Consider the following 15,073-nt stretch of genomic DNA (forward strand, 5'->3'; position numbering starts at 1 on the left):
TTCGACTTAGTTCTTTCCACTAATTCTGTCGTTTACTCGGATTTAGCCGAGCATCGGCTTCTTATCTCTTGCTCGTTCTCGAACCGGGACTTATCAAATATAGATTAGAATCTATCTGTGGGACACCGTATTTCGAATGATTTGCCCGTGTGAACAGACCCTCCAGGTGGATATTCCAACCCCACACCAGATTTCAAATGAAATCGCGGTATAGTTACTCTTGGATAGAGTTGTGCTATACCCTCACCCCGGATTTCAAATGAAATTGGTTCCAGGTGAAGGGGAGGGGTGGCTCGGGAGAAAACTAGGTTAGTTACCTGAGAGGGTTAATCGCACGATATAGAGCTTTTACCTTGCGAAATTAATGCTTGGACTTCATGTGGAGACTATTCGTCTTTCCACGTTATTATATATTTTACTGTATCGGTAAAGTAGTAGTAGTAATAAGCCTGTAATAGAGTCGTTTTCGAAAGGTAGAGCAAATATAGATCGATCTCAAAACAATCCTAGAGACGTGTTTATATACTCTGTCTACTAGGTCTCATGTTCTACTTGTCCATAGAGAAATATCGTACACTCTATAAGAATACCTACTGAAGCAGTGCCCCTTTCGGATGATCCCACTTAACAGACCCTCTATCTCGTGGTCACCGTACCTTCTGGGCATAATTCGTTATAACATTCTGGCTATGCGGGGCTTCTACTCTTGGCTAAATTCATTTGAAATCCGGGGTGGGGGAGTCAGTCGACAAGCAAGAATTGTTACTGTCTCAGCCCCATCTCGCGAATACTTACGGTTGCTCCCGTGACGCTACTCCCAGGGATAGACACCGTGGCGCTCGCGATGGGCGGCCATCTGGTCTTCGAACTCCTTGTCAGCCAGATCCTCGGGAGTCGGATCGTTGCCGTGGACGTCGTCTTTGGTCAGTCCGTCCGGGAAGTGATCGGGCGTGTCCTCCCCACTGTCGGACCTGGACTCGGTTGGTTCGTGACGAGGCTGACAACAGCTGTTGCAGACCCAGATCGGCCGGTCCATGTAGGGGTGGTCTGCGAACCCGTCCGTTTCGATGTGCGTGTGGGTCCGCATGTCGGCACAAGTCCGGCAGTAATACTCGTACTCGACAGACGACTCGCTGACCATCCGGGTAACAGCATCGCCCTCGGGGTCGATCTCGTAGCGCTTGACGAACCCCGGGACCACCCAGTAGTCGTCCTCGGCGAGATCCATCGCTGCCGAGAGGGCTTCGTAGGCTGTCGAGTTGGTCAGGGGCGTTCCGTCCTCGCGATAGATGACGGGTTCGGTATCTGGCGCCCCCCAGTCGGTTGCCTGGACGGCGGTCTCCAGGATGGCCCGCCCTTCGGGCTGGTCGACCGGTGCTTCCGGCGGGAGATCCGGCCACCCCTCTGTGAGTGTATTCGAGGGCTCCGAGTTGAACTCCGCTCGTGGCATGACCTCCGCGTAGGGTACGTCGAAATCGCGAGCCAGGTCGTCCTCGCTCGCGACCGAAAAGGCCGCAGCTCCCAGGGCTCGTGCGTGGTAGTCAGAGTTGGCTTCGACGACGGCGATCACCACGCGGCCGAACGACCAGGGCTCGACGGTCGCCTCCTGCATGCTCTCGGGGACTGACGACTCGCCGATATCCTCGTTGGCGCAGAAGGGACACTCAAGCTCCCCCGTGGGAATGTCCCGCCAGCAGGTCGCACAGGTACTGGTGTCGTCCCCGTCATGGGCCGGGTAGTTCCCAGGTGGCCGCTCCTCGTCGCGACGGCCGCCATCGGGGTCCGAGCTCGCAGCGCCGCGGATGTCAGCAGGATCGAAATCAGGGTTGCGATCGGTCACACATCTTCTTCTACTCGTCATATCTTTTAAACCCTCGCCCACCTGGGTGAAAGTAAAACAAAACAGTTCGATAAAGGGGTGTCCTGTCCTACTCGTCGTCCGCGTCGTCCTGCAGATCCTCGAGGAACTGTTCTTTCGAGTGATCCAGATCGTACTCGTTGATCAGGTCGAGTGCTGCCAGCGCTGCACCGTCGCCGGCGATATCCGCACCCAGGAGCTGGCTGAGATGTGCTACAGCGTGATAGGCGTGCTCGTGCTCTTCGGAGCCAGTCTGAACGCACTCCAGGAAGAACCGTCGCCACGCAGTCGCTGTTCCACTCACACTGACCGTCCAGTGGGGCGGGTCGTCCGACGTCGACGACGGACGCTCGTAGTGTTCTGAGAGTTGGTCGAACAGCCGGTCGACGATATCGCCCTTCCAGACCGTGGGACGGTGCGGATCGAAATCTGCGGAGATGAGGTCGGTCCACTCGGCGTAGGACTGGAAGTCGTGGGAGAGCGAGAGCCGGACTTCCTGGGTCTCCAAGGCCTCGGTGTGCTCCCAGTCGCCGACCCGGCGGAACCGTTCTGCAACGCCGCGGGCGTTGACGGTTAGGGAGGGGAACGCATCGTCTCCGGCCGCCGACGTCGCCTTGTCGGTGTCCTGCTCGTCTGCGTCTGGCTCTCTGTACTCCTTGCCCTTCTCTGCTGGCAGTGTCGGTTGCTCTTGCGTCGACATAGCTCTGTGTCGGGAACGTTCTCTCTGGAACGCCCCTCACCCGTCAGGGGCGCAGAAAACCGCTGTCGACGGCCAGTCGGACGAAAGAGGAGCTAGAGCTGGTGGGCTTCCATCTCCTGGTCAGCCATCGCTTCGGCCTCGAAGGTCAGCAGGTGCGACCGGAGACGGGCGTAGGCACTGGCGCTGTTGCTGGCCACGCAGAAGCGGTTGGGCTGGGCATCCCGCGGATCGCCCCCGTTGTCGATCCACTCCTCCAGGGTGAATTCCCGTGCTTTCAGCTGGCCGGCGGCGGCCTCGAAGACGGTGGCGACCGACGGCGTGTCATGGTTCTGAGCGACGTAGGCGACCTCGACGGCGTCGTGGCTGGCATCGAAGCGCTCCCAGCCGTCGACCTCGGCAGGCGGGTCCTCGGCAAACTGCTGGATCTCGCGTCGGACTCGCTCGTCTTCGGCGGCCTCGCGCCAGGCCTGCTCGATATCCACGAGTTGGGACTGTTCGATTGCTTCGAGGGCCTCGGAGGGAACGCAGTCTGCTGCCCAGGCCAGCACTGTCTGGGCTTTCTGGTGTTTCACCTCGGGTTCGCCCGTCAGTTGCCCGATGTTCCGCTCGCGGGGAGACATCGAGAACACCTGGTAGCGCCAGAAGCCGGGGTCGTCTTCGCGGTCCTCGTCGCGATCGGGAGCCCACTCTTCCATCGAGATTCGGATGTCCTCGTGGTGGTGGAACCCGGTTCGGAAGCCAGCGGCACAGAGGATGCGTTCAGCAAGGTCGATAGCACGCTCTTGGTCGTCGGCAGGCACCTCGTCGGGCCGCTCGACGTCGACGTGGAACGGGAGTCCGACGTCGCTCGCGATGGCGCGCTGGAAGTCAGGTTCGAGCGGGGTGTCGGTCGTCTTCATAGATCTGAGCCTCCACCCCGTGAGGCGACAAAAAACCGACGCCGTCGTCGACTGGATCTAGAGGTACTGGTCGACAGTCTCGCCGTGCTCCGATTCGAGGATGTCCCAGTCGACGGCTTCCTGGTACTCGGTGCGGATCTCGCCGTCGACGAGCATATTGTCGGCGAAGGCTTCGACCTGAGTCTCGACGGGGGCGTCCTGCAGACCGCGCTCTCTTGCGAGATATCGAATGCCAAAGAAACTTCGACCGTCGACTGCAAGCTGCCAAAGCAGCAGTTTCCGATTCCCGTAGGTAGCCAGTTCTTCGAGCAGTGCTTCGTCGTCTGTCGTGGTGTTCACTGGTGGAATCCTCCACCCTCTCGGGGAGACAGAAAACCGCCGACTCCCCCAGCCGGCTGTCGCCGACGGGATTTTGGCTACGCTCGCCTGTCCCGGTGGCCTCCCACCACGGTTTCCCCCCGACACCACGATGGGGATCGGGTTTCGTCGTTGGAATCTGCCGGTGTGTGCTGAAAACCCCGGTTGTTCCGATTGCCTCGGGCACCGGGAGCACAGGCGGGGCCTCCCCTGCTAAGCTACGGTGGGTTCTCGTATCGAAGCCGCAGCGAGCTCCTGTCGGAGCCGGTTGGCCCCTTCAAGCGAGCGGTGTCTTTTGTTTCGAGTTTCCAGTATAAAAAATCTACTAGGAAGTGCTTAGGAATCCGCCTTCTCAGGCTGAATCCCGCGGAGTCGGTCGCTGATGTTGTCGTCGTACTCAGCGAGCAGTTGGTAGAACTCGTCGATGGTCTGCTCAGCGTCCTCGGCCTTCGCTTTGATCGTGACCTGGTCCTCGTCTCGGGTTCCAGTGCCTCGCTTGAGCCGGGCTTCCATGCTCGTTCCAATATCCGTTCGCTCGATACGCTCGACGTCGATGTCGGCTGAAGTGTCGTCGTCGGACATAGTTCTCTGACGGGAGCGCTCTCTGGAACGCCCCTCAGCCCCTGGGGGCGCAGAAAAGAGCGGTCACTGGTCGCGGTCGAAAGCCAGCAAGGACGCCTGCTCGCCGCCAGACAGCGTCGAGACGGACACCGACTCACCTTCCTTCTGGCGCTCCGAGTCCTGCCCTGCGTCGTCTGGGGCGACCTCCTCGGCCGTGTTCTCGAACGCCCCGGTCAGCGAGTCCCGGAGGTCCTCGGTCTCGTCCTCGTCGAGTTCGCGAACGCTCCCGCCCATCGGCGAGTGGGTGGTCTGCCACGCCCGCTGGTAGTCGATGGTGAGCGAGTCGCCCTGGACGATGTAGGCGTCGAGGTTGAAGAAACAGCAGTTCAGTGCTGCCATCTTTGCACAGAGCGGGTCCTTGTCCTGGCCGACAAACAGCGCCTCGGGGTGTCGCCGACCGCCGACCAGGAGCATCCGCCCGCTCCCACAGGCTGGGTCGAGGACCGTCTGTCGACCGTCGGTTTCGCTGTCGTCGACGATCCCCGAGATCCCGGCCATCATTTCGCACACGGGGTGCGGGGTGAAGTGCTGGCCGAAGGCGTCGCTGGACATCCCGTACTCTTCGTAGACGGCGCCGAGAACGTCGGCGTCAGTCTCGGCCATGCGTTCCTGAAGCTGGCCAAACGCCGTGGCGAAGAGGTCGGGCGAGCGCTGCCCCTCGGGCTGGTCCAGGTCGGCCCGCTCGCGATAGTCCTCCAGAATCTCCAGGTAGGGTTCGTCCCGGCGCTGGAGAGCGTATAGCATCAACTCGACCCAGTCGCGGAAAACTGAGTGGGCGCTGTGGCCGCGCTTGCGGATCTGTTCGAGCGTCGCAATGAGGTCGTCGACGTCGACGTGTGGAGAAGCCATCCTCTCATCCTCTCGGGAGGAACAGAAAACAGGGGAGCGCTGTGTCTTAACCAATACACCCCACAATCCCCCGCCCTCGTGTTGGTTAAGAACGGTTGCTCCATTCGTCTTTAGCTAATACTCACAGTAATACTGAATAACCGCGTATCGAAGGCGAATTGCGTCGCAGCACGCTCGCTACAACCCGAAAACACAGCTTCCAATCTTCGTGTATCGCCTGTTCTCGATAGCAAGAACATCTCAGTCGCTGGTTTCCTCGTTCTAATACTGAAGGGAATAATACCGTCGCAAAATATTATCACCAGTCTTAGCTAAAGACGAATGGAACGGTTGCTCTTATGTAGAACTACGGAAAGCCCGATAACGAGACACTGAATGATTAGCTAGGTTGAGCGAGCGATGATGCCGAAGGTGTGAGCGGCCTGTTTCAAGTCCTGCTTGGACAGGCTGCAGACCTTCCACAGCCACCGCCTGATGAGAAAAAAGATTTCTCCGCATGGAGGCGGAACAGGAGGATGTCAATCGATTTGCCCTCGGATTAGTAAGAGAAGTATCCAAAGACCGATCCAGAAGGAGAAATGCAGGACTGTGAGGGCGGTTGTTGAGAAAAAGTGGAACGACGTCGTTATCTCGATTAATTCTGAATACAACCAGAACCCAGCTAAAATTGTCAGTATGAAACTTATACTGCCGAATATCCAGAAGTCACCGAATCTGGTTTCTTGTGTCGGCCGTGACTCTGCCTGCCTCCCATTTTGTTGTGGTGTGTTCACACATACCTCCCAACCGTATAGTACATTATAGACGGTTATAAATACACCGGGGGATTGGTAGGCCGTGTTCACTGGCATTGTTTAGTTAAACATCTCGTCAGCTGATATTTACCGATTGGTTGATGTGAGCGTTCTACGCCGAATACTCGGAGACTCCCTTTCGTTTCTTGAAGCGAACAGCCGGTCGCGTGAAGCCGACGGCGAACGCCTGCATCGAGCGGCTCCGTGTTGACTTCAACAACGCCCAGCTCGATCAGCTCTCGAAATATCCCGCCGAACGCTGGCTGAGCAGAACCCATATCGCCACATTAGCGCCGGCTCAGTGTAACTATACGGTCTTTCCGCAGCTTTAGATAAGATGGGTTGATCTTAACCAACACACCTACGTGTTCCTGCTCCGGTGTTGGTTAAGCACAGCGACCGAGGTCGTACAGATCATCCAGCAGGCGCTGGAACATTTGCTGATCCGTCGGCCCGACGGGATCGAGTTTCTCGGGGCGTTTGGCGAGGACACTGGCGAAGTCCTCGTCGGGAACCCAGCCGCTGGACTTCTCTGTCGCATCCCACTCCCCGACGATCGCCTGCGTGGCGTCTTCCGTGACGTAGACGGCTCGGATTGCTGGCCGCTCGCGCAGCGGTGATCCGGTGACTTTCCGGCTGGCGGGTTTGACCTTCCACTCTAAGAGGAGCCCGGTGCGAACCTGGACTGCATACACGGGGACCTGCTCTGACGTTGGCGACTCGCGACGGCCGCCGTCGGCCCAAGATTGCGGCAGTGGTTCGGGGTCCGATTCGTCTTTCCAGCGCCACGTTCGCTCCTGACTCGCGTTCCGTGAACTGGATTGATAGGCACTACCCATAGCGGATCTCTCAGTTTCCCTGAGATGCAGAAAATCAGGCGTAGATTACGCCTATCCTAACTTTCTTGCACTTAGCGCTAGTAGGAAAGACCACGAGGACTCCCCGATGAAAACAGCCGAGTCCCCCATCCCGACCAGCGATTGTTCTGCCCCGAACCAGTGGGTCGCCCGCCAACCTGAGGGCACGCGCAACCTCGATTTCGAGACGATTCGCCAGTCCCGGTCGACGACCTGGAGCGCTGCACTTGAGGCAAGCGTCGACATTGACCGCGGCGGTCGCCTGGACCTGTTTCTAGTGGCTGTCGACGGCGACTGCCCGGCCAACTGCTCACTCGCCAAGTATTCCACTGGCGAGCATGCTGGCTGGTGTAGCTGCCAGGTCTTCCAGTCGACCGAGGTCTGCCCGCATCTGTGTGTGCTTCGCCAGCGGGCTGCTCTCGGCGATCTCTCCCTCCCGACTCGCGAGCGCTAGTGGTCCGGCAGCGCCTGTGCCTTCGCTGCTCCGCGGATCGCTTCGACGATCCGGAACAGGACTACTGCCAGCAGCAGGAACGAAACGATCCCAGCACCGTATCCGAAACGCGTCCCAGTCTGGATCGTCGCGACCAGCAGGGGCGACAGTGCCAGTCCGATGCCTGCCGAGGAAACCACCACTGCCGCGGCGCCGGCGACTGGCTCGGAGTCGCCCATCCACCGAGACAACAGGATCTCCAGTCCGATTCCACCGAGCGTTCCAACGAGCCCACCGGCCAGGGCGACGATCTGGAACTCGTTCATCGCTGGTCCCCCAGGGTGATGGCGGCCAGTGGCTGGACGTCGATGCGGCCGAGTTCCTCGTGATCGAGACACTCACAGAGCGCCTCCCTGACCGTTGCTCGCGAGCAGGGTTCGATGTCGACGCCGTTCCGGGGGTCGTCCCGGAGCTGGACGTACTCGGCGTCGACGGTCAGTCCCGTGTGCTCGGTGCGACACCAGATCGTCGCGACACCGCCTTGCGTCTGTTTGGTGCGGTACCGAGCGGCCACTGGTTCGTGGCGAAGCTCGACTAGGACACACTCGACGAAGGCAGCCACCTCCGTTGGCGAGCGAAGCGTCGGGACCTTCGCTTCGAGGGAACTCCAGGGATCGTGGTGTGCTGGTGCATCGACCTCGTCGACAACGAGATCTGCGGGTTCGCTTGCTGGCTGTGCGACTCCGTCGGCCTGGCTGTTGACAGACATCGTTCTGTGTCGGGACGCTCTTGTGGACCGCCCCTCACCCCCTGGGGGCGCAGAAAATCGCTGTCAGGGTCATCTGGCGACCAGTACTACTCTGAGGGTCTGCTATGAACAGCCTCAAAACCGTATTTCACATTGTAGAACAGTGAATGACCCAACCAATTTGTGTACCATTGGGTTGATAGTGAATTTCACGAGAGAAGGTCTCTGGTATGCTCATGCTCGTACGGTGTTTTTATGAACTCGAAACGTAACAATCTCAGCAGTGACTAACCCTTGCAACTAGAACTGATCCGATGGATTGGAGTCGGACTCGTTGTCTTCTCCCTTGTTCTAGCGATGGTTGATTCGTCTCGCCAGTCCAATGAAACGACCGTCATGTTGTTCATGGCTGGGAGTGGTGTTCTCCTCCTGGCGGGGATCGGATACTTTGCTCCCGACTTGCTACTCAGACTGGCGTTCGTGTTCAATATCGGTAGTTGGCTCTTCTATGTGGCTGCGCTCGTCGCGCCAGTCTATTTCGCCAGTCGAATCTTGGTGATGGGATGATTCCAGCCAATGTGCCTCTCCTTCAGTTATCATTGCTCCTCGACTACGTGCCCACTTGGTTGGGACCGCTACTGCTCGCTGCTGGACTCATTCTCGTAGTCGTGACGTTCGGATCGTTCTCGATTGCTGGTGAATCACGTTCAGTCACACTCACCGGTGTGATGTTGCTCTGTGCGTTCGTCGGCGGCGGGTTGATGCTCGTTCCGTTCTATATGCGTCGGACGTACATTTTCGCCGCTGGGCTATTGCTTGCCGGGCGGTGGATAGAGGGTGTCGCCGCGACGCGATTAGTAAGCAAGATAATCCGGTTCGTGAGTGGGACAGGGTCGGGTAGTCTCTCTGCGACAATTAGGCGCCGATTCCGCCGTGCAGCGATCATCGTTGGGGTGTTACTGATTGCCGGTTGGGCTGCAGTATGGGTGCTGGTACTCGGGCCAGTCGTCGTTTCTCAAACGTACGATCTTACGCTTATCTGGACGCTCTTGGTCGGCTTACTCTCCGTTTTCGGACTGGGATTCAAATTCTCATCTGTTGACTCTCGAATTTACTCGGTTGAACCACGTTTCATTCCAATGGTTATTGGGCTGATTCTGTCAGTTACCGGGGCACAACTGTACAACTTCGAGCTGTTTGAACAAGTTCTCTCAGCGGGAGCAGTCGAACTTTCAATCTCGGCGTTGGATCCGATACTGTTGCTCGCAGGCAATGGAATCTATGTATTGGGCTACTACTGGTCTGCCCGCAGACGATTACAAGAGCTCAAGTGATGAAGTAGCCTGTACAACAACCAGAGTCGTTGTGACGTAATTTTCAGATTAGACCGATCAGCCGTATTTTAATACTTAGTAATACTGTACCGATCAACCTTCGTCTTACCAGCGGCCGTTGTAGAAGCCCCTAGTCGAGGATGTGATTCTGGAGACGCTGGAACCAGAGCCGAATTGTCGTTGTCGAGAGATCGGTGGCCCCGCTCAGAGTTTCCTGCGTGATCCGCTGGTCGGCGTTCCGACTGGCGAGATACACCGCGCCAGCTGCGATTCCCACCGGATTCCCGTTGATCTGGGCCGACTCGGTGGCCTGCTCGGCTAGCTGGCTCGCGCGCTGTTGCACGTCGTGGGGCACCCGTCGGGGAACGTCCGAGCAGACTTTTGGGACCCAATCAACGGGCAGCGTGACAGGAATCGGGAGTTCGAGATTCGCCTGAAATGCCCGGTAGCAGGTCCAGATATGCCCTTCTGAACACCGAGCGACCTCGGCCACGTCGCTCATGCGAACGACGCCGTTGCACCGGCCAGCAGCGTACACGGCGGCCGCTGCACCGCCTTCGATCGACCGCCCGTGCAGGAGGGTGGCGTCTTGGGCCTGCTGGAAGAGCGTCGCGGCCCGCTCTCTGACCGCGTGAGCCTGTTCGAGGGCGCTGACCATCCGCCGGATCTCGCCAAGTCCGTGTGCGAGGTTCCGATCGCGCTTGCTCTCGAATTTGGACTGGCTGTGGAGTCGCCGCTGTCGAGCAAGTCGCCGGCGCCGACTCGCGGAGATGTCAGACCTGTCGGCAGCCCCGATGGTTGTCGAGAGGCCCCGGTCGTGGCGCAGGACTGTTCGGGGAGCGCCGGTTCGCTTGCACTCCTCGTCGTTGTACGAGCGCCACTCGGGGCCGTGGTCGACGGGCTGCTCGTCGACGACCAGGCCACACTCCGGACAGTGTGTCTCCTGGCCGCCCGTGGCCAGGCTGGCGCCACACTCGGGACAGTTCTGCGTCGATGCGTCGAGTCGTGTCTGGACACGCGAAGACATGGAGAATCGCTCCTCTACCCGCCTCGGGAGTCAGAAAACAACCGCGTCACTGCTGGTCAGGCGTCGGGAAGCTTGCCGTCGGGGCGGGGCACCAGCCCCTCGCGAATCTCGATATCGACACGCCGGAGGTGCTTGCACCGATCGGCGGTGTCGGGACAGGTACACGTCTCCTCGAGGACGTCGACCTCGTAGCGACTGTCCGACGCCGAGTGGACCTCGTACACACCGGGCTGTTCCAAGAAGGCGACGTCGATAGACTCGCGCTTGGCCCGCTTGGTCCGTGGCTCGTCTTCGGAGCGGACTGCGAAGGGGTCCTCGGCTGGGTCGGTGATACCGCCATCGTCAACGCGGGCCTGCGCGACACCCCCGTCGGCCACCGCTCGGCGCGGCTCGCCGTCGACGTGCATCCCGAACTGGTCGTCCAGGGCGCCGGCGTCGATCCACTCGGGGATGGGTCGCTCGCCGGTCGCGAAGGCGACCCGCTTGCGGTGCTTGCACTCCTGGTCGGGGTTGTACTGTTGCCAGGGACACTCGCACGTTCCCTGGTAGGTGTCGACGAGATACTCCGAGCCAGAACTGGAGTTGACCAGGAACAGACCGGGTGCGTCCCGCACCCGACCGATGGAATCTAGGACTGTCATCACCTCGGTGAGTGCGGCGACGGTGCGTTTGTCCGGGCTAGCCTCCTCGACGTCGATCTGCGTAGTGTGGGTGGTAGCCATGTGTTGCAGGCGGGACGTCCTCGTTGGGACACCCCTCAGCCACCGGGGGTGCAGAAAATCAGCCCGGAATCTGCTCACCTGATTCGGCTTCTTCTCGACGAAGCTCCCGCGCTCGCATCCGCAAGTTCGATTGCACTGGTGTGCGGTTCCGGTGCTGGTTCTCGTAGGCGAGATACTGCTGGACGGTCTCGACAGAGTGCATACAGCGAATCCCGGCTATGATCGGCTGGAGGTGGTCGCCGTCCAACAGCCGCTCGGGCGGGAGTTCGTCGAGGATCGCGTCGCGATCGTCGCTCATCGCCGCCCCTCCGGGCGCTCTTGCATGTGCTTGCGAGCTAAGGAGAGTCCCTCGTCGAGTGTCTTGCAGGACCCGATCAACTTCCCAGCCCGCCGAAGCACCCAGCCCTGGTCCGTCGACCGAAGGAGCAGCGCCGCCGTCGTGTCGGGAACGTGCCAGCCGATCATGTTCCGCGTCCGGGCTTGGAACTCCCACTGGCCTACGGTAGCGTCGATCGCCGCCTGCTTCTTGTCGATCATCGCCTCCGACCGTCGGCCACCGGCGCCGAAGTCGCCCAGCGTTGCGGTCCCCTCCGAGCTCATTCCGGGGCCTCCTGTTGGGGCCAGCTGGCGACCGTTGCTTCGATGGCGTCGACGATCGTCGCGACGCGGGCCTCCAGCGGCGCCGTCTCGTCGAGGTCGACGTCCAGGACCGTCCGCAGTTCCAGTACGTCCGGCAGATCCAGGATCTCCGAGTGCCGGGCGACCGCCCGCAGGACCACGGCTTCGAGGTCGTGGTCGCTAGCGTCTTCGCGAGCGCTCCTCGCGATGGACTCGATGAACGCCGAGTGGTTCTGACACGAGACACCCACACTGCCGGGTCGAGACTGGTTTCGAGACATCCTCTCACCTCCAAGGAGGCACACAAAACCCGGGGGAGAGAGCTAGTCTGTCTGTAACGGTAGGAAACCGACGAGCTGTCAACCCCTCTTACAGCCAGTTAGAACTGACATATTCCAGCGTGACATCCTTTTGATCGAGATACTCAGACATTTCGTGGACGATGTCGCCGACTTCGCGTGCAGCGAGCGTCTGGTCTTTCTGGAAGAGAACCCCTGGACTCTGAGAGAGGTCCATCTCGGTAAAGAAATCATCATCCTGGGTCAGAATCAGCCGATTTCCGGCCGTCGCGTAACTGGCGATAGCGGTATCAGAACTACCGACACCAAGTTCGGAGACGTCTCGAATCCACTCCACGTCGTGACCGAGCTTCCGGAGATACGTGACCGTCGCACGCTCAATATTCTCGTCGGCCAAAATACGATACGCCATCAGTCCCGGACGTCGTCAGGATCGGTGGTCAGGTGTTCGTGCTCTTCGATCGCTGCCTCTCTGTCGGCTTCTACGACCTGCATCTCTTCTGGGTGATCGTAATAATACGTGAGTGCACGATACACATCTGCGACATCAATATCATGGCGGTCAGCGACAGTTCGGGGACTGAGACCACGGTCTTCGATCTGTGTCTTGATGAACTGAACCGTGATTCGTCGTCCCTCTAGATGTGGCTCGTCATGGAGTTCACGAACGATCTGACGTGCCACTTGACTCATATTATTCTGTACACTCCGTCGGTACTTGAATTGCAGGCTTCAGAATATCAGCTACTGTACCAGGGGGCCACAATCGAGGGAGTTCTCTAACTGGTATTCAACGGCGGGAACCGAACCGACCCTCCGGCCCCGACGGCGTGGCTCACCGGCTCGAAAGGAACCGTGAGACTCCGAAGAATGTACTCCTCGCCATCGTACACGAAATTGAGTGAGGCTGTTCCCTGGGACTCGTACCCGCCGTCGCCGTGCTCGAAGACTGCCGTGAACCCACAGGACCGGAGCGTGGTCTGGCCGTCGCCCTTTGCGAGATCGACATCGTTGTGTGGCACATCTTCGAACCACTGAACAGCCACGTTCCGGGCCGCCTGCCGATCCGCCTCCAGAGCGTTCACCAGACTTTCTTTGACAGTTTCTGGTAACATATTTTCCCACTTCAACAGGAATATAAAATAAAAATATGGATTAAGTTATCGCTTAGAACACTGCGTAATATCTGTCTGCGACCGGTCGACGGCCGTGTCGGACTGCTCTGGGTCCGCCCCTGGACACTGCTCGTAGCCCGCAACTTCGCGGAGCGCTCGCTTGTCTCGCCCAGCATGGACAGCGCAGGGATGCCCGCTGGGCCGGCGACACTGGCTGCCGACGTCGGCGCCACAGGCGGGGCAGTCGACTTCCAGCGCTGGATCTCGCTCCCACTGCTCCCCGCAGGTCGAACACTGGACGGTCACTCTGACCACCGTCCGAGCGTTGACTGCTCGCGAACGCGCTTGACCGGGCAGAGAAACCGCCACTTGAACCGCTCGCGAACGCGCTTGACCGGGCAGAGAAACCGCCACTTGAACCGCTCGCGAATCGGCTTGTCCTCACGGTTGCTCGCTTGCCCTGGCTCCCGATACCCGGTACAGGTCCAGCCTTTGTCTCGGAGGGCCCGAACCATCGCGCCGTCGAAATCGGCTCGCACCCAGGTCAGAAGGAACCTGATACCGCGGTCCTCGTGGTCGCGAACGAAACGCTCCTGGGAGCGGGCCAGCGCTGCCGAGGCGAGGTTGGGCATCCGGACACCGAGACAGATCCGGGCGACCTCAACGATCGTGTCGCCGGCGACGACTTCGCTGTCGACAACGGGCTCGTCCGTCGACGGGAGGACCCGGCGGGCTGTTGGCCGAATGCCTCGTGGCAATGCCTCGACGTCGACGGGTTCGGGACGCAACTGGCCGTCGACGCCGTACCGGATTCGCTTCTTCGAGATCAGCGGATACCGGTACGTAATCGCGCCGACGAGCGACTCCTGGAAATACAGCCCGTGGTGGGCGAGGTTGACCGACGGCAGCGAGTCCATGTATGAGTGGTGGGCCTCGTAGACGGCGGCTGCGGTCTCCCGGTTGATCGGGGCGACGTCGACGTGGTCGGCGAATCGAACCCCCAGCGGCACCGTGAACGGGTCGCCGCCCGCATGAATCGGACAGGTACAGCTCGTCGACGGACGATGCTGGAACGACTGCGTGGGTGGGTGAGTAGCCATCCTCTCACCCGCCGGAGGAACAGAAAACCACCCTGTGAGTTACTGTGAGGACTGTTTCGGAGCGACGAGAACCGCGCTGTCTGGCCCCTCCAGCAGCATCCCATCATCGCCCAGGAAGTACAGCGTGTACCGCTCAGGCGTGTACCGGTGGCCGTCGACGAGCGTTGCGAGCGCTCGCGACAGCAACCGCGCCGAGAACAGTGGTCGCCCGGAGGGGAACGTGAGTCGTCCGGATTCCAGTGGCTCCCAGGCGTCGAACCGGAACCCAGCTGGCGGCGTGTATGTTGCCCGGGAGACGGCGACGAGATACTCCTGCCCGTCGACGACCTTGCCGGTGGAACGGCCACGACCCAGGCGGAGCTGGACGAACCCGTCACACTCGTCGGTCACTTCGTCCTGCCAGGAAATCGGGGTCGGGGCGTCGGCGTTGGGCACCGGCGGCCCTTGGACTGCCTGCTCCCGAAGGTGGGTTTTGGCCGCTGCTTCGCTCTCGAACTCCTCGCCGCAAGTACAATGAAATTCCTCGTCCTCGACATAGTAGCCGTCGGTGTCCTCGATTCGGACTGTATCGCCCTCCCGCAATTGGATACGGTCGACGTACCGCCAGGAGTACGCCGCCTCGATCTCGTGGTCGCCGGCGAGCGTGATGAACTCGAAGCCGCCGGAGTAGTCGTGAGCCGTTTCCTCGGTCGGAGTGGAACTGTCTGTCGACATCCTCTCACCCTCTGGAGGAACAGAAAAC

General features: G+C 59.9%; 22 protein-coding genes and 1 pseudogene. 2 read left to right on the forward strand and 21 right to left on the reverse strand.

Annotation, left to right across the window (positions count from 1 at the left end; genetic code table 11):
- Positions 1-811 precede the first annotated feature (811 nt).
- The 8 genes and pseudogenes from P0204_RS20755 to P0204_RS20795 all read right to left on the reverse strand — a co-directional run bounded on the left by P0204_RS20755 (position 812) and on the right by P0204_RS20795 (position 6,917).
- Positions 812-1,840, reverse strand: a complete 1,029-nt coding sequence (locus P0204_RS20755) for a hypothetical protein (protein WP_276224529.1) — start codon at positions 1,838-1,840, stop codon at positions 812-814.
- Between the two features lie 88 nt (positions 1,841-1,928).
- Entirely contained in the window at positions 1,929-2,558 is a 630-nt protein-coding gene (locus tag P0204_RS20760) for a hypothetical protein (protein ID WP_276224531.1), read from the reverse strand.
- A gap of 92 nt (positions 2,559-2,650) precedes the next feature.
- On the reverse strand, positions 2,651-3,457 hold the full coding sequence (locus P0204_RS20765; RefSeq protein WP_276224532.1) for a hypothetical protein: 807 nt from the start codon (positions 3,455-3,457) through the stop codon (positions 2,651-2,653).
- A 57-nt stretch (positions 3,458-3,514) separates the two neighbouring features.
- The gene (locus P0204_RS20770) at positions 3,515-3,796 is read right to left on the reverse strand and encodes a hypothetical protein (protein ID WP_276224534.1); all 282 of its coding nucleotides are present in this window, start codon (positions 3,794-3,796) and stop codon (positions 3,515-3,517) included.
- Positions 3,797-4,150: 354 nt separating this feature from the next.
- The gene (locus P0204_RS20775; protein ID WP_276224536.1) at positions 4,151-4,396 is read right to left on the reverse strand and encodes a DUF7389 domain-containing protein; all 246 of its coding nucleotides are present in this window, start codon (positions 4,394-4,396) and stop codon (positions 4,151-4,153) included.
- A 63-nt stretch (positions 4,397-4,459) separates the two neighbouring features.
- Positions 4,460-5,284 (reverse strand): N-6 DNA methylase, encoded by an 825-nt coding sequence (locus tag P0204_RS20780; protein ID WP_276224538.1) that lies wholly within the window; start codon positions 5,282-5,284, stop codon positions 4,460-4,462.
- A 964-nt stretch (positions 5,285-6,248) separates the two neighbouring features.
- Positions 6,249-6,356: pseudogene (locus P0204_RS21245) on the reverse strand (IS1595 family transposase); the annotation flags it as partial.
- 108 nt (positions 6,357-6,464) lie between these two features.
- Positions 6,465-6,917, reverse strand: coding sequence for a hypothetical protein (locus P0204_RS20795; protein WP_276224540.1), 453 nt, complete (start codon positions 6,915-6,917; stop codon positions 6,465-6,467).
- 106 nt (positions 6,918-7,023) lie between these two features.
- Between P0204_RS20795 and P0204_RS20800 the strand changes: the two genes are divergently transcribed.
- Entirely contained in the window at positions 7,024-7,389 is a 366-nt protein-coding gene (locus P0204_RS20800; protein ID WP_276224543.1) for a hypothetical protein, read from the forward strand.
- On the opposite strand, the gene P0204_RS20805 is transcribed toward P0204_RS20800, so the two are convergent.
- Together P0204_RS20805 and P0204_RS20810 are read right to left on the reverse strand one after the other, a co-directional pair.
- Positions 7,386-7,694 carry a hypothetical protein gene (locus P0204_RS20805; protein ID WP_276224545.1) on the reverse strand — a complete coding sequence of 103 codons (309 nt, stop codon included), beginning with the start codon at positions 7,692-7,694 and terminating at the stop codon, positions 7,386-7,388. The genes P0204_RS20800 and P0204_RS20805 overlap by 4 nt on opposite strands.
- Positions 7,691-8,137: a DUF8030 family protein gene (locus P0204_RS20810; RefSeq protein WP_276224546.1), complete on the reverse strand. Its 447-nt coding sequence runs from the start codon at positions 8,135-8,137 to the stop codon at positions 7,691-7,693. The genes P0204_RS20805 and P0204_RS20810 overlap by 4 nt, the downstream gene beginning before the upstream one ends.
- Before the next feature lie 542 nt (positions 8,138-8,679).
- Between P0204_RS20810 and P0204_RS20815 the strand changes: the two genes are divergently transcribed.
- Positions 8,680-9,450, forward strand: coding sequence for a hypothetical protein (locus P0204_RS20815; protein WP_276224547.1), 771 nt, complete (start codon positions 8,680-8,682; stop codon positions 9,448-9,450).
- Positions 9,451-9,580: 130 nt separating this feature from the next.
- Here the strand turns inward: P0204_RS20815 and P0204_RS20820 are convergent, their stop codons facing one another.
- The 11 genes from P0204_RS20820 to P0204_RS20865 all read right to left on the reverse strand — a co-directional run bounded on the left by P0204_RS20820 (position 9,581) and on the right by P0204_RS20865 (position 15,045).
- Positions 9,581-10,477 (reverse strand): transcription initiation factor IIB, encoded by an 897-nt coding sequence (locus tag P0204_RS20820; protein WP_276224549.1) that lies wholly within the window; start codon positions 10,475-10,477, stop codon positions 9,581-9,583.
- Between the two features lie 56 nt (positions 10,478-10,533).
- Positions 10,534-11,199: an SWIM zinc finger family protein gene (locus P0204_RS20825; RefSeq protein ID WP_276224551.1), complete on the reverse strand. Its 666-nt coding sequence runs from the start codon at positions 11,197-11,199 to the stop codon at positions 10,534-10,536.
- Between the two features lie 58 nt (positions 11,200-11,257).
- Positions 11,258-11,497: a DUF8129 domain-containing protein gene (locus P0204_RS20830; RefSeq protein WP_276224572.1), complete on the reverse strand. Its 240-nt coding sequence runs from the start codon at positions 11,495-11,497 to the stop codon at positions 11,258-11,260.
- Positions 11,494-11,799 (reverse strand): hypothetical protein, encoded by a 306-nt coding sequence (locus P0204_RS20835; RefSeq protein ID WP_276224573.1) that lies wholly within the window; start codon positions 11,797-11,799, stop codon positions 11,494-11,496. Before P0204_RS20835 ends, P0204_RS20830 begins: the two co-directional genes overlap by 4 nt.
- Positions 11,796-12,098, reverse strand: a complete 303-nt coding sequence (locus P0204_RS20840) for a hypothetical protein (RefSeq protein WP_276224574.1) — start codon at positions 12,096-12,098, stop codon at positions 11,796-11,798. Before P0204_RS20840 ends, P0204_RS20835 begins: the two co-directional genes overlap by 4 nt.
- A gap of 88 nt (positions 12,099-12,186) precedes the next feature.
- The gene (locus tag P0204_RS20845) at positions 12,187-12,528 is read right to left on the reverse strand and encodes a DUF5615 family PIN-like protein (protein ID WP_276224575.1); all 342 of its coding nucleotides are present in this window, start codon (positions 12,526-12,528) and stop codon (positions 12,187-12,189) included.
- Complete coding sequence (locus tag P0204_RS20850) at positions 12,528-12,809, reverse strand: DUF433 domain-containing protein (protein ID WP_276224079.1); 282 nt, start codon at positions 12,807-12,809, stop codon at positions 12,528-12,530. Before P0204_RS20850 ends, P0204_RS20845 begins: the two co-directional genes overlap by 1 nt.
- Before the next feature lie 86 nt (positions 12,810-12,895).
- Positions 12,896-13,231, reverse strand: a complete 336-nt coding sequence (locus P0204_RS20855) for a hypothetical protein (protein WP_276224576.1) — start codon at positions 13,229-13,231, stop codon at positions 12,896-12,898.
- Positions 13,232-13,276: 45 nt separating this feature from the next.
- On the reverse strand, positions 13,277-13,645 hold the full coding sequence (locus P0204_RS21250) for a zinc finger domain-containing protein (RefSeq protein ID WP_419181166.1): 369 nt from the start codon (positions 13,643-13,645) through the stop codon (positions 13,277-13,279).
- Complete coding sequence (locus tag P0204_RS20860) at positions 13,534-14,331, reverse strand: hypothetical protein (protein ID WP_276224577.1); 798 nt, start codon at positions 14,329-14,331, stop codon at positions 13,534-13,536. The genes P0204_RS21250 and P0204_RS20860 overlap by 112 nt, the downstream gene beginning before the upstream one ends.
- Positions 14,332-14,370: 39 nt before the next feature.
- Entirely contained in the window at positions 14,371-15,045 is a 675-nt protein-coding gene (locus P0204_RS20865) for a hypothetical protein (RefSeq protein WP_276224578.1), read from the reverse strand.
- Positions 15,046-15,073: the final 28 nt, after the last annotated feature.

This window comes from Haloarcula halophila (assembly GCF_029278565.1).
GTDB lineage: Archaea > Halobacteriota > Halobacteria > Halobacteriales > Haloarculaceae > Haloarcula > Haloarcula halophila.